The 14310-nt window shown below is 68.3% G+C and carries 13 protein-coding genes; 11 read left to right on the plus strand and 2 right to left on the minus strand.

The features are described from left to right. The 6 genes from EQG76_RS03990 to mscL form a co-directional block, all read left to right on the plus strand. Positions 1-725, plus strand: a 725-nt coding sequence (locus EQG76_RS03990; protein WP_159710815.1) for a pyridoxal phosphate-dependent aminotransferase, incomplete at its 5' end; no start/stop codon positions are given. Positions 726-827: 102 nt separating this feature from the next. Next, positions 828-1568 (plus strand): ATP-binding cassette domain-containing protein, encoded by a 741-nt coding sequence (locus EQG76_RS03995; protein ID WP_159710817.1) that lies wholly within the window; start codon positions 828-830, stop codon positions 1566-1568. A 12-nt stretch (positions 1569-1580) separates the two neighbouring features. Next, a complete protein-coding gene (locus EQG76_RS04000; RefSeq protein WP_159710819.1) occupies positions 1581-2609 on the plus strand; it encodes an ABC transporter permease in 1029 nt (342 codons plus the stop codon). Between the two features lie 70 nt (positions 2610-2679). Then, positions 2680-3690, plus strand: a complete 1011-nt coding sequence (locus EQG76_RS04005; protein WP_159710821.1) for a sugar-binding protein — start codon at positions 2680-2682, stop codon at positions 3688-3690. A gap of 119 nt (positions 3691-3809) precedes the next feature. Continuing rightward, a complete protein-coding gene (locus EQG76_RS04010; RefSeq protein WP_159710823.1) occupies positions 3810-4688 on the plus strand; it encodes an aldose 1-epimerase in 879 nt (292 codons plus the stop codon). Between the two features lie 67 nt (positions 4689-4755). After that, entirely contained in the window at positions 4756-5196 is a 441-nt protein-coding gene (gene mscL, locus EQG76_RS04015) for a large conductance mechanosensitive channel protein MscL (RefSeq protein WP_159710839.1), read from the plus strand. Positions 5197-5390: 194 nt separating this feature from the next. Here the strand turns inward: mscL and EQG76_RS04020 are convergent, their stop codons facing one another. Next, complete coding sequence (locus EQG76_RS04020; RefSeq protein ID WP_159710825.1) at positions 5391-5894, minus strand: SixA phosphatase family protein; 504 nt, start codon at positions 5892-5894, stop codon at positions 5391-5393. Positions 5895-6019: 125 nt separating this feature from the next. Here EQG76_RS04020 and EQG76_RS04025 point away from each other — a divergent pair, with 125 nt between their 5' ends. Continuing rightward, complete coding sequence (locus EQG76_RS04025) at positions 6020-8197, plus strand: RNA degradosome polyphosphate kinase (RefSeq protein ID WP_159710827.1); 2178 nt, start codon at positions 6020-6022, stop codon at positions 8195-8197. Then, positions 8194-9723, plus strand: a complete 1530-nt coding sequence (locus EQG76_RS04030; protein ID WP_159710829.1) for a Ppx/GppA phosphatase family protein — start codon at positions 8194-8196, stop codon at positions 9721-9723. Before EQG76_RS04025 ends, EQG76_RS04030 begins: the two co-directional genes overlap by 4 nt. A 28-nt stretch (positions 9724-9751) precedes the next feature. On the opposite strand, the gene EQG76_RS04035 is transcribed toward EQG76_RS04030, so the two are convergent. Then, positions 9752-10117 (minus strand): phosphomannose isomerase type II C-terminal cupin domain, encoded by a 366-nt coding sequence (locus EQG76_RS04035; RefSeq protein ID WP_235031200.1) that lies wholly within the window; start codon positions 10115-10117, stop codon positions 9752-9754. A 244-nt stretch (positions 10118-10361) separates the two neighbouring features. On the opposite strand from EQG76_RS04035, the gene EQG76_RS04040 reads away from it, so the two are divergent. The 3 genes from EQG76_RS04040 to EQG76_RS04050 form a co-directional block, all read left to right on the plus strand. Beyond that, entirely contained in the window at positions 10362-10901 is a 540-nt protein-coding gene (locus EQG76_RS04040) for a flavin reductase family protein (RefSeq protein ID WP_159710833.1), read from the plus strand. Further along, a complete protein-coding gene (locus tag EQG76_RS04045) occupies positions 10898-12016 on the plus strand; it encodes a DmpA family aminopeptidase (RefSeq protein ID WP_159710835.1) in 1119 nt (372 codons plus the stop codon). Before EQG76_RS04040 ends, EQG76_RS04045 begins: the two co-directional genes overlap by 4 nt. 136 nt (positions 12017-12152) lie before the next feature. After that, on the plus strand, positions 12153-14310 hold a 2158-nt coding region (locus EQG76_RS04050), incomplete at its 3' end, for an FdhF/YdeP family oxidoreductase (RefSeq protein WP_159710837.1).

Raw genomic sequence — 14310 nt, forward strand, 5'->3', positions numbered from 1 at the left:
ATCTGGCTGCCATCGAACTGGCGATCGGCGAGCGTACCCGCGCCATCCTGATCAACACGCCGAACAACCCGACCGGCGCCGTGTTCACCCGGGCCGAGATCGAGGCGCTGTGCCGCCTCGCGAAGCAGCACGGCCTCTGGCTGATCTCCGACGAGGTCTATGCCGACCTGATCTACGAGGGCAGCCATGTCAGCCCCTCGGCCATTCCTGGCATGGACGACCATGCCGTGGTGGTCAGTTCGCTCTCCAAGTCCCATGCGATGACCGGCTGGCGGGTCGGCTGGACGATCGGCCCTGAGCGCGCCATCGCCACCATCCACGACCTGGCGCTCGCCATGCTCTACGGCCTGCCCGACTTCATCCAGGATGCCGCCACCGTGGCGCTGGCCGAACCCCATCCGGAGCTGGCGGAGCATCACCGGATCTTCCGGGCCCGACGCGACCGCTTCTGCACGGCGTTGGCGGATGCGCCCGGCCTGATCGTCCGGCGTCCGGCGGGAGGGATGTTCGTGATGGTCGACGTGCGGGGCACCGGCCTGGACCCTGACCGCTTCGCCGGCCGCCTGCTGGCCGAAGCCGGGGTCTCGGTACTTTCCGGCGATGCGTTCGGCGGCCCGGCGGCTGGCCATGTCCGGGTCAGTCTGACCGTGCTCGATCCGGAACTGGACGAGGCTGCCCGCCGCATCCGCCGGTTCGCCAGAAGCCTCAAGAGCGTAACAGGGTAACAGATACGATTAATCTGACTTTACGCGAAAAGGTGCCCGTGTATGGTCTTCCTCAACGATTGCCGGCCACACGATCGGCTGCAAGGGGGAGGTCGGAACGGGATGGCGCTGCTCGAACTGCGCGACATCAGCAAGCATTTCGGCGCGATCGAGGCGCTGCGCGGAGTCGACCTCGACCTGGAACGCGGTGAGGTCGTGGGGCTGATGGGCGACAACGGTGCGGGCAAGTCGACCCTGGTCAAGTGCATCGCCGGTAACTTCCGGCCGAGCACCGGCGAGATCCGGCTGGATGGCGAGGTCCAGCACTTCCACAAGCCGGCCGATGCGCGCGAGCGCGGCATCGAGGTGGTCTACCAGGACCTGGCACTTTGCAACAACCTGACCGCCGCCGAGAACGTGTTCCTGGGCCGGGAGCCCAAGAAGTCGTACGGGCCGTTCAAGTTCCTGGACTATGCGCAGATGTATACGCGCTCCGGCGAGATCTTCGCCGAGCTGAAGTCGGAGACCCGGCCGCGCGACCTGGTCAAGCGGATGTCCGGCGGCCAGCGCCAGGCAGTGGCGATCGCCCGGACCCGGCTGAAGGACGCCAAGGTCGTGCTGATGGACGAGCCCACCGCCGCGATCTCGGTCCGCCAGGTCAAGGAGGTGCTCGATCTGATCCTGCGCCTGCGCGACAAGGGCATGGCCGTGGTCCTGATCAGCCACCGCATGCCCGACGTGTTCACGGTCTGCGACCGGGTCGTGGTGATGCGCCGCGGCACCAAGGTCGCCGACAAGGCGATCGCCGACAGCTCGCCGGAAGAGGTCACCGGCCTCATCACCGGTGCCATCCGCGCAGCCTGAGGCGAGGGCAACATGGCCGACAGCACCCAGCACTCCGCGACCGTCCAGGACTTCGCCCGGATCGACGAGGTCACCGCGCTCAAGGAGCGCACGATCGCCCAGAAGGTCTTCGCCAGCCAGCCCTTCTGGGTGACGATCGCCCTGATCCTGATCTGCCTGATCATGAACTGGGTGGAGCCCACCTTCCTCACCTCGGGCAACCTGTACAACATCACCCGCAACTTCGCCTTCATCGGCATCATGGCGCTCGGCATGACCGCCGTGATCCTGACCGGCGGGATCGACCTGTCGGTGGGCTCAGTGATGGGCCTGGTGGGCGTGGTCTGCGGGCTGCTGCTGCAGGCGGAGAGCCACTGGGCGGTCGCGGTGCTGGCCGGGCTCGCCACGGGTGCGCTGGCCGGTGCGGTCAACGGCGTGCTGATCGCCTATCTGCGCCTGCCGCCCTTCGTGGTGACGCTCGGCATGCTGTCGGTGGCGCGCTCGCTGGCGGTGGTGCTGTCGCAGAACAAGATGATCTACGAGTTCGGCCCCTATGCGGACCAGTTCAACTGGATCGGCGGCGGCCAGATCCTGGGCATCTCCAACCCGGTCTGGATGCTGGTGCTGCTGACAGCATTGTTTGGCCTGGTCTTCAACTTCAGCGCCTGGGGCCGCTATCTCTATGCCATCGGCGGCAACGAGAACGCCGCCCGGCTGACCGGCGTCCCGGTCGACCGGATCAAGCTGCAGGCCTATGTGGCGGCCGGCCTGACCGCTGCCATCGCCGCGGTCATGATCGTCGGCTGGCAGGGCTCCGCCATCAACGCGCTGGGTACCGGCTACGAGCTGCGCGTGATCGCCTCCACCGTGATCGGCGGCGCCAACCTGATGGGCGGCGAGGGCGGCGCCTATGGCGCCTTCGTCGGCGCGGCGCTCATCGAGGTGATCCGCAACGCGCTGCTGATGGCCGGCGTGGACAGCAACTGGCAGGGCACCTTCGTCGGTGCCTTCATCGTTCTGGCGGTCCTGCTCGAGCGGATCCGCGGGAAGAAGTCGGACTAGAAGGGGCGGGTCCGGCAAGGGGATGGCTGCATCCCCGGTCACAAAGCCCGGTTCAGGGAGGTCGAGACCCATGAGGAAGCTGTTGTTGGCAGGCATCGCCACCGCGGTGGTGGGTGCGTTCGGAACGGCCAGCGCCCAGGCACAGGAAAGCTACACCTTCGCGCTGGTACCCAAGGGGATGAACATCCCGTTCTTCGACTTCGCGCGCGACGGCTGCATGAAGGCCCAGGAGGAATCGGGCGGCAAGTTTACCTGCGAATATATCGGCCCCGGTGAGCATGGCGGCGGCGACGAGCAGGTCGCGATCGTCAACGACCTGATCGCGCGCGGCATCGACGGCATCGCGGTCTCGCCGTCCAACGCCGCGGCGATGGGCCGGGCGCTGGCCGCCGCCAAGGATGCCGGTATCCCGGTGCTGACCTGGGATTCCGATGTCCTGGAAAAGGACAAGGCCAACCGCCTGGCCTATATCGGCACCTACAACTACGACATTGGCGTGAACCTCGCGAAGCTCGTGCAGGGCATCAAGCCGGACGGCGGCACGATCTGCATCCAGTCGGGCGGTGCGGCCGCCGCCAACCACAACGAGCGCATGCAGGGCATCCGCGACACGCTCTCCGGCACCAAGTCCGAAGCAGCGCCCGGCGAGCGGCTGACCGGCCAGGGGGGCTGGACCGAGGTGGAAGGCTGCCCGCTCTACACCGACGACGACCTGCCGCGCTCGGTGCAGCAACTGGAGGACATTCTCGCCAAGTTCAGCGACCTGGATGCCTTTGTGCCCACCGGTGGCTTCCCGCAGTTCGTGCCGAACGCCTACGAGGCAGTGGTCAGCAAGTACAAGGACAAGCTCGACAAGAAGGAGCTGGCGCTCGTGGTGGCGGACACGCTGCCGGTGCAGATGGAACTCCTGAAGAAGGGCCTCTCGCTGGGCCAGGTCGGCCAGCGGCCGTTCGAGATGGGCTATGAGAGCATGAACGCGCTCCTGAAGATCAAGGAGGGCGGCGATCCGCCGAAGGACCCGACCTATACCGGCCTCGATGTCTGCACCCAGGAGAACGCCGACACCTGCCTCGGCCAGTGAACCTGCCTCGAACATGACATGGCCGGGTGGACTGGCAGATGCCGGTCCTGCGACGTAGTTCAGGGAACGCCGCCGGCGCTGTCGGCGGCGTTCCCCGTTCTGGCTTGAGAAGGTGGGCCATGATCGATGCGCCGCTCGTCACCCTGCGCCACGGCAGCCTGGAACTGGTCGTGGACCCGGCAGGCGGCGGTGCCATCCGCAGCTTTCGCGATGACGGCTTCGACCTGTTGCGCGCCAGCCGCGGCGACCTGCGCGATCCGATCGCCCACGCCTCCTTCCCGCTGGTGCCGTTCGCCGGCCGGATCCAGCACGGCCGCTTCACCTTCGAGGGCCAGGACTACCAGCTCCCGCTGAACTTCCTGCCCGAGCCGCATGCGATCCACGGCGACGGCTGGATGGGCTCCTGGACGGTCGCAGGGCAGGACGAGACCAGTGTCGCCATGGTGTTCCACCACGAGCATCGCTGGGTGCCGTTCCGCTACCGCGCCTGGCAGCGCTTCCGGCTGGAGGACGGCACGCTGCGGGTCGAGATCGGCGTGCGCAACACCGGTGAGAGCGCCATGCCGTTCGGCATCGGCCACCACCCCTATCTGGACCGCCATTCCGGCGCCACGATCCAGGCCGATGTCGATTCCGTCTGGCTCACCGATGCCACCAAGGTCTCGACCGAGCGGGTGCCGGTCCCGCCATGGGCCGACTTCCGGGCAGAGCGCAAGGTGGAGGAAATGGCCCTGGACCACATCTTCGCCGGCTTCACCGGCGCCGCGACGGTGCGCTGGCCGGACGAGGGGCGCGGCCTGCGCATCGGCGGCGACCCGGTCCTGAACCATCTGATCGTCTACATCCCGCCCGGCGAGGATCATTTCTGCGTCGAGCCGATCAGCCATGCTGGCAATGCGGTGAACATGCCGGGCCGCGACGACACCGGCACCCACGTCCTCGCACCCGGCGAGGAACTGGCCGGGACGATGACACTCACGTCACTTGTGTTGAATTGACCGCTGCTGGTCGCCCGTTCATCCTGACCTCGTCTTGCGACAGGACCAGGGAGAGCGGCAGATGTCGATGCTGCAGGAATTCAAGGAATTCGCGCTCAAGGGCAATGTCGTCGACCTAGCGGTCGGCATCATCATCGGTGCCGCCTTCACCGCCATCGTCAGCTCGCTGGTCGACGACGTGATCATGCCGCCGCTCGGCGTGCTCATGGGCGGCATCGACTTCTCCGACAAATACATCCAGCTCACCAACTGGGACCAGTCCTATCCTAGCCTCGCCGCCGCTCGCGACGCCGGCACGGCGGTGATCGCCTACGGCAACTTCATCAACGCCGTGATCAAGTTCCTGATCGTCGCGTTCGCGCTGTTCATCGTCATCAAGCAGGTGAACAACATCAAGCGCCTGACTGAGCGCAAGGTCACCGAGGAGCCGAAGGCGCCCGAGGTGCCGGCCGACGTGGCGCTGCTGACCGAGATCCGGGACCTGCTGAAGGGCAGGCCGGTGGCCTGACGCCCATCATGAACCGCTGACGCCGCCAATGCGCATCGATATCGACGAACAGGCTGAGGCAGCGCCCATCGCGTCGTCACAGCTTAGCTTGCTCAGGGGCAAGTGCCTGTCATGGATGTGATCCATGACAGCCTCTGGTCCTGCGACATCCCTGGATAGGCTTCGAGCGCGCTGCCGGCGGACAACCTGCCCGTTCAGTCCAGCTCGCGCGGCCGCACGAACGCCAGCAGCCTGCCCGTGCCGGCCTTCAGCTCGGCAAAGCGCCCCGCCGGCAGCTCGATCACCGCCAGCGCCGCGGTCGGGAACTTTCGGTCCAGCTCCCGGTCGACGCCGATGCCGACCAGGTCGAGCGCCAGCTCGTGGATGCCCGGGTCGTGGCCGACCAGGAGGATGCTGCCCCCGCCCGGCTGGGTCTGGAGCACGGACAGGAGCGTCCCGGCCGTGGCCTCGTAGATCTGCGGCACCGGCTCGATCCGCCGCTCCAGCCCCGCCCCCTCCAGGAACAGCCTAGCCGTCTCGGCCGCCCGGCGGGCCGTGGAGGCGATCACCCGGTCGGGCAGCCAACCCCGACGCACGGCATGGCGTCCCATCGCGGGTGCGGCCCGCAGGCCCCGCGGCGCCAGCCCGCGATCATGGTCGGCCAAGTCCGGCTCGTCCCAGCGTGATTTGGCATGGCGCAACAGCAGAACCGTCACCATGGTCGGTCAGACCTGTCCTTGCCGAGCCGGACTGCCATGTGTAGGCCCATTCTCTTGGGAGGAACGGCCTGGCGGGAAGAACGAGGCGCGATCACGGCTGGAGCCTTCTAGGTGGAGAGGTCGGTATGGACGAGAATGTTGCGACGGTCACGAGCGAGATCCCGCCGCTCGTCACCGACGAGGGGGCCAGCCCCTTCCGGGTCGGCCCGCAGGACCTCATCAACCGCGAGCTGTCCTGGCTGGCCTTCAACGAGCGGGTCCTGGCCGAGGCGTTCAACCCGCAGCATCCGCTCCTGGAGCGGCTGCGCTTTCTGTCCATCTCCGCCTCCAACCTCGACGAGTTCTACATGGTGCGCGTCGCCGGCCTGAAGGGGCTGGTGGCGGCCGGGGTGCGCTCGCCCTCCGACGACGGCCGCACGCCCGAGGAGCAGCTCGAAGCCATCCATGCGCGGGTCTCCTCGCTGATGGCTGACCAGCAGCGCGCCTGGCGCGAGCTGACCACCATGCTGCGCGCCGAGAATGTCGTGGTCTGCGACGTGGACGAGCTGACCGAGGTCGACCTCGCCTGGTTCGCGGAACGGCTGTTCCCCGAACTGTCCAGCGTGCTCACCCCGATCGCGATCGACCCGGCCCATCCCTTCCCGTTCGTGCCGAACCTGGGCCTCGGCATCGTGCTCCAGCTCGCCCGGCGTCGGGGCGAGAACCTGGTGAGCCTGCTGGTCCTGCCGAATCATCTGGACCGCTTCGTCCGCCTGCCGGGTGCCGCTGCCCGCTTCGTGCGGCTGGAACAGCTCGTGGTCCGCTATTTCGACAAGCTGTTCCCCGGCTTCGAGGTCCAGGCGTTCGGCCATTTCCGGGTGATCCGCGACAGCGACATCGAGCTGGAGGAGGAAGCGGAGGACTTGGTCCGGCAGTGGGAGACCGCCCTCAAGCGCCGCCGCCGCGGCTCGGTGATCCGGCTGACCATGGACACCACCATGCCGGACGAGCTGAAGCGCTTCCTGCTCGACCATCTGCACGTCTCATCCTCGGAGCTCCTGGAGCTGGAAGGCCTCTTGGGCCTGGATGCCGCCAAGCAGATCGTGAACTGCGGGCGCAACGACCTCCTGTTCCCGCCCTACACGCCGCGCTTCCCTGAGCGCATCCGCGACTATGGCGGCGACTGCTTCGCCGCGATCCGGGCCAAGGACCTGATCGTCCACCACCCCTACGAGAGCTTCGAGGTCGTCCTGCAGTTCCTGACCCAGGCCGCACTCGACCCGAACGTGGTGGCAATCAAGCAGACGCTGTATCGCACCAGCGAGGACAGCCCGATCGTCAAGGCGCTGATCGAGGCGGCCGAGAGCGGCAAGTCGGTGACCGCACTAGTCGAGCTCAAGGCCCGGTTCGACGAGGACCGCAACATCCGCCTGGCGCGGCGCCTGGAGCGGACCGGCGTCCAGGTCGTGTTCGGCTTCATCAACCTGAAGGTCCATGCCAAGGTCTCGATGGTGGTCCGCCGGGAAGGCGGCGAGTTCGCGACCTATGTCCATTTTGGCACCGGCAACTACCATCCGGTCACCGCCAAGATCTATACCGACTTCTCCTTCTTTACCTGCGACCCTGCACTTGGCCGCGACGCGGCACGCGCCTTCCACTTCATGACCGGCTATGTCGAGCCCACCGGCCTGGAGAAGATCGGCGTGGCCCCCTACTCGCTGCGCACCAAGCTGATGGAGAACATCGAGGCCGAGATCCAGCACGCCAAGGCCGGGCGCAAGGCCGCGATCTGGGCCAAGATGAACTCGCTGGTCGACAAGGGCATCATCGCCGCCCTGTACCGGGCGTCCAAGGCCGGCGTGCAGATCGACCTCGTCATCCGCGGCATTTGCTGTCTGCGCCCGGGCGTGCCGGGCCTGTCGGAGAACATCCGGGTCAAGAGCCTCGTCGGGCGCTTCCTGGAGCATGCGCGCGTCGTCTGCTTCGGCAACGGCCACGGCCTGCCGTCCAAGCAGGCCAAGGTGTTCATCAGCTCGGCCGACTGGATGGGCCGCAACCTCGACCGCCGGGTCGAGACGCTGGTGCCGATCGAGAACGACACGGTGCACCAGCAGGTCATGTCGCAGGTGATGGTCGCGAACCTGAAAGACACAGCGGGAAGCTGGCTGCTCGAGCCGGACGGCACATACACGCGGATCCAGCCAGAAGGTGAGCCGTTCTCTGCCCACAAGTACTTCATGACCAATCCCAGCCTGTCCGGCCGGGGCAGCGCCATGCGCAAGAAGGGAACCACCCGCGTGTCGATCGCCCGCACCGATTCATGAACGCCCTGGCCCCGGTACCCCATCTCCTGGCGGAGACCGGCCAGGGCGACGACCGTCCGGTCGCCGTGGTCGACATCGGCTCCAACTCCGTGCGCCTCGTGGTCTATGACCGGATCTCGCGCACGCCGGTGGTGCGCTTCAACGAGAAGGTGATGTGCGCGCTGGGCAAGGGGCTGGAACGCACCGGCCAGCTCAGCCCCGCCGGCGTGCAGAGCGCCATCCGCACGCTGGCCCGGTTCGGCCAGCTCGCCCGGGCGATGCGGGTCGCGGCGCTGGACGTATGCGCCACAGAGGCGTCGCGCTCGGCTAGCAACGGCCAGGAGTTCATCCGACAGGCGGAGGAGGCGGTGGGCGTGCCCATCACCATCCTCTCAGGGCAGGAGGAGGCCTACTTCACCGCACTGGGCGTGCGCGCCGGCTTCCATCGCCCGGAAGGCCTGGTGGTCGATCTGGGCGGCGGCAGCCTGGAGTTCGCGCGGATCCATGCCGGGCGCCCCGGCGAGAGCATCAGCCTGCCGCTCGGCACACTGCGCATCGGCGACCGCTTTGCCGGCGACATGGTGGCGGCGCGGCGCCACGTCGACGCTATGCTGCACGGCATTGCCACGTTCCTTGAGGATACGGTCGGCGAGGACCTGTTCATCGTGGGTGGCGGCTGGCGGGCGATCGCACGGGTGCGGCTTGCTATGCTGAGCGGGCCGCTGCGGGTCCTGCACGGCTTCGCCATGCCGCGCGCCGAGGCGCAGGCATTCGCCAAGGAGCTCAGCCGCTATGATGCCGCCGCCATGGCCGACCTGCCGGGGGTGCCCAAGCGCCGGGTCGAGACCTTCGCCCAGGCCCTGGTCCTGTTCGAGCGGGTGGTGCGCGCGACCAGGCCGCGTCAGGCGGTGTTCTCCGCGTTCGGCCTGCGCGAGGGCCGGCTGATCCGCCACCTAGCCGATGCCGAGATCGACCAGGACCCGCTTCTGGTCGAGGCGGAGCAGATCGGACGGACCTGGAACCGCGACCCGGAGATGGGTGCCGCCCTGATCCGCTGGACCGATGCCCTGTTCGCGCACGAGGAACTGCACGACCGGCGGCTGCGCCATGCCGCCTGCCACTTGGCCGACATCGGCTGGCGCGACCATCCCGACGCGCGGCCGCACATGATCCTGATGGGGCTGAGCCAGATGCCCCTCCTGGCACTGGACCATGCCGAGCGCGCCCGCCTGGCCTATGCGCTCTACATCCGCCAGGACGGCCCTCCTGGCGACCCGGCGCTGGGCTCGCTCCTGTCCCTGGTCAGCCCGAGCGAGCGCATCTGGGCGGAGCGGCTCGGCCGCGCCCTCACCCTGGGCTTCCGCCTGTCCGGTGCCGTCGCCGAGATCCTGAACCGCGCCTATGTCCGCCAGGACCGCAAGACCTTGATCCTGGGCCTGCCCGCTGACGGTTCCATGCCGTTCGGCGACGTGGTCGACCAGCGCCTGCGCGCGCTGGCCCGCGCGATGGGCGTGGCGAAGACGGAGGTGGTGGAGGGGGGAATGTGACGCGGCGGCCGTACCGCCGCGCCGCCGGTCAGCTCCGCCCGTACACGTCCTCCAGCCGCTCGATGTCGTTCTCGTCCAGGTTCTCGCCGATCTGAACCTCGATGATGACGAGGTCGACGTCGCCGATATTCTCCATGCGGTGCACGCAGCCGAGCGGCAGGTACACGGCTTGGCCGGTGACCAGCACCAGGCTGTCCTCGTCGCGGGTGACCCGGACCTTGCCCTGGCCGACCACCCAGTGCTCGGCACGATGCTTGTGCCGCTGCAGGGACAGTTTCGCGCCGGGCTTCACCGTGATGCGCTTCACCGCATGGGTCGCACCGGTGTCCAGCACCTCCCAGCGCCCCCAGGGCCGTTCGTCGCTCTCGCCCCGCTGGTAGCGAACCACTGCCATCCTGTTCCACCTTCTCAGACCGCCGCGACCACCGGCCGCCGCCATTGCTCCACGACACGCTCCTGCCGTTAGCACGGCGAATGGAGTGAGGAACCCGCCGCCGTCAACGCAGGCGGCGCTCGCCCCTCCTGCGTTGCATCGTCGCCACCGGCGATCCGTGCAGGAAGTCGTCGTCGCTTTCGCCGGACTGCGCTAAGACAGGCTCCATGAGCAAGATCGACCTGCCCGTTTCCAGGCATTCCGGATGAGCCACCAGGTTCTCGCCGCCGATCTCCGGGACCAGTTCGAGGGTGCGATGCACCGCGTCGCGTCGAGCGTTTCGGTGGTGACCACGGACGGCGATGCCGGACGGTTCGGCGTCACCGTCAGCGCCATGACCGCCGTGTCGTCCGCCCCGCCCATGCTCCTGGTCTGCGTCCCCAGAGACAACCCGCTGGCCAGCGCACTGCTCGCCAATGGCGCGTTCGCGGTCAACGTGCTGGCCGCAGACCAGGTCGAGATCGCCGCCTCCTTCTCCGGAAAGCCGCTCCAGGGCCGCCCCTACGAGTTCCGGGCAGGCCAGTGGCGTGAGATGCCGGCCACGGCGCCGGTCCTGGTGGGTGCCGCAGCCAGCTTCACCTGCACGCTCCTGGAAGCGCACGAGGGCGGGACCCACTCGATCTTCATCGGTGCGGTGGGCGATGCCGAGATCGGTGCCGGCGAGCCGCTGCTCTACGGCAACCGCCTGTACGGCCGGCACACCGTGTTCGAGCCGGGCCGGGTCCATCTCTGCGGCAACGCATGAGCACCGCCCTGCCCCGGCCACGCCGTGCCCGTGAACTGGGGCTGGCCCATTCCGGCACGCCCGGTCCGCTCAACCTCGTCACCGACGTGCCGGGCGCCGCAGTCGGCCTGACCACGCTGGTCCGGCCGGACGATGGCGTGCAGACCGGTGTCACCGCGCTGCTGCCGCGGCCTGCCGCCGAGCTGCTGACGCCCTGGTGGGCCGGCATCGCCGTCCTGAACGGCAATGGCGAGATGACCGGCTCCCACTGGATCCAGGATGCCGGCTGGAGCCAGGGGCCGATCCTCATCACCAACACGGCTGCGGTCGGCATCGCCCATCATGCCGTGGTCGGCTGGATGGTCGACCGCTTCGCCGACCGGGTCCAGGCCGAGCATCTCTGGCTGCTGCCGGTGGTGGCCGAGACCTATGACGGCGTGCTGAACGACATCTTCGGCCGCCACGTCACCGAGGCCCATGTCCGCGCCGCACTGGACAATGCGGGGTCCGGCCCGTTCCCGCTGGGCTCGGTGGGCGGCGGGACCGGCATGATCGCGTATGAGCTGAAGGGCGGCACCGGCTCCGCCTCCCGCATCCTCGACCTGCCGGGCGGCCCCTACACGCTGGGCGTGCTGGTCCAGGCCAATCACGGCCGGCTCGACCAGCTCCGTGTCGACGGCGTTCCGGTCGCTCCCCTGCTCGGCCTCTGCTCCTGGCGCAGCGAGGATCAGGGTTCGGTGATCGTGGTGGTCGTGACCGATGCCCCGCTCCTGCCCCACCAGCTCCAGCGCGTGGCCCGCCGCGCCGGGCTCGGCATCGGCCGCTCCGGCGCGGTCGGCGGCAACTCGTCCGGCGACCTGTTCCTGGCCCTGTCCACGGCCCTGCCAGCCCCCCTGCCGCCGCCCGAGCCCCCGCTGGTCCAGTCCCTGCGCTGCCTGACCGACCCGCTGCTCGACCCGATCTACCAGGCGGTGGTCGACGCCACCGAGGAAGCAGTCCTGGACGCCATGCTGCTTTCCGAGCCGACGCCGACCTTCCGGCCGAAGGGGCACACGGTGCCGGCATTGGATGGCGAGCGGCTGGTGGAGGCGCTGCGGGGGTGGCGCTGGCCAGTCGGACCCGCCGCCACGGGCTGACCTGCGGCGGCGGAGTCATTGCCGGTTCAGGCGGCCGCTACCACACCATGGCTTGCGCTTAATGGCACCGCTGCTCCTCTTCCTGGTTGGAGACCGGATCCCTGGGCGATGAGGCCCTCGTGACCGGAGCACGCGGATGGCAAAGGACAAGGTGCCGGGTGTAGGCCCATACGGCGGACCGGCCGGCGGCTGGGGCGCACTGCAGGCAGTGGCCAAGGCCATCAAGGGCCAGATGGCGGTAAGCTCCGAGGTCCGGGCGCTGCTGCGGGCCAACCAGCCCTCCGGCTTCGACTGCCCTGGCTGTGCCTGGCCCGACCCGAGGCACACCTCGTCCTTCGAGTTCTGCGAGAACGGCGCCAAGGCCGTATCCTGGGAGGCGACCGGGCGGCGGACGACGCCGGAGTTCTTCGCCCACCATTCCGTCGCGGACCTGTGGAACTTCTCCGACCATGTGCTGGAGGCGCAAGGCCGCCTCACCCATCCCATGGCCTACGATGCGGCCACGGACCATTTTCGCCCCATCGCCTGGGACGAGGCGTTCCAGCGGATCGGCAAAGCACTGCAGGCCCTGCCGGATCCCAACATGGCCGAGTTCTACACCTCCGGCCGGACCTCCAACGAGGCGGCCTTCCTGTACCAGCTGTTCGTGCGCGAGTTCGGGACCAACAACTTCCCAGACTGCTCGAACATGTGCCACGAAGCCACAAGCGTCGGGCTGCCGGAATCGATCGGTGTGGGCAAGGGCACCGTGACGCTGGAAGATTTCGACCATTGCGACGCGATCTTCTGCATCGGCCACAATCCCGGCACCAACCATCCCCGGATGCTGAGCACGTTGCGCAATGCGGCGAAGCGTGGGGTGCCGATCGTGGCGTTCAACCCGCTGCGCGAGCGCAGCCTGGAGCGGTTCGCCTCACCGCAGAGCCCGCTGGAGATGCTGACCTTCCGCTCCACGAAGATCTCGTCCTTCTATTACCAGCTCAAGGCCGGCGGCGACCTGGCCATGCTGAAGGGCATCATGAAGGCGCTGCTCGAAGCGGATGCCGAGGACCTGGCCCGTGGCGGGCCGGGCATGCTCGACCGGGCGTTCATCGCCGAGCACACCGTGGGCCTGGAGGCACTCGGCGCTGATCTTGCCGGCCTGTCCTGGGACGCCATTGAGGCCGCCTCCGGCCTGACAAGGGTGCAGCTGGGGGAAGCCGCCAGCATCTATGCCCGGGCAAAAAACACCATCATCTGCTACGGCATGGGGATCACCCAGCACCGCCACGGCACGCAGAACGTCCAGCAGATCGCCAATCTCCTGCTGCTGCGCGGCAATATCGGCCGTCAGGGGGCCGGCATCTGCCCGCTGCGCGGCCACTCCAACGTGCAGGGCGATCGGACGGTCGGGATCACTGAGATCCCGCCGGCGAGCCTCCTGGACAATATCGAGCGGGTCTTCGGCTTCGCCCCGCCGCGCAGACATGGCCACGGGGCAGTCGAGGCGGTCGAGGCCATGCGTGACGGGCGCGCCAGGGCGCTGGTCTGCATGGGCGGCAACCTGCCGCTGGCCATGGCGGACCCCGAGGCTGCCTTCGCAGGCATGCGCCGGCTGGACCTGGCCGTCCATGTCGCGACTAAGCTCAACCGGTCGCACCTGCTGGCGGCGAAGGAAACCTTCATCCTGCCCTGCCTCGGCCGCACCGAGATCGACATGCAGGAAAGCGGCATGCAGTCGGTCACCGTCGAGGATTCGATGTCGATGGTGCACGCCTCGCAGGGCACCCTCACGCCTGCATCCGAGCATCTGCGCTCCGAGCCGGCTATCGTCGCCGGCTTGGCCCTGGCGACCCTGCCGCAGACGAAGGTCGACTGGGCATGGCTCGTGGCCGACTATGCGCGGATCCGGGACAGGATCGAGGCGGTCTTCCCGGACTTCGCCGGCTACAATGAACGCATCCAGGCGCCGGGTGGCTTCCGGCTGCCGATCGCCGCCTCGCAGCGCCAATGGGGTACCCCCACCGGCAAGGCGACCTTCCTGGTCGCACCGGGACTCGGCGAGGCGCCCGACGACAGCGGCCAGGACGCCCTGATCCTCACTACGATCCGCAGCCACGACCAGTACAACACCACGATCTACGGCCTAAACGACCGCTACCGCGGCATTACCGGCCGCCGGGACGTGGTGTTCGTCAGCGCGCAGGACCTGGCGGCGCGCGGCCTTGGCCACGGCGACCTCGTGGATGTCGAGGCCACCAGGGGCAATGACCGAGACCAGCCGCGCATCCTGCGCGGCATGACTGCCATCGCCC

The sequence above is a fragment of the Geminicoccus flavidas genome (assembly GCF_009806515.1).
Taxonomy (GTDB): domain Bacteria; phylum Pseudomonadota; class Alphaproteobacteria; order Geminicoccales; family Geminicoccaceae; genus Geminicoccus; species Geminicoccus flavidus.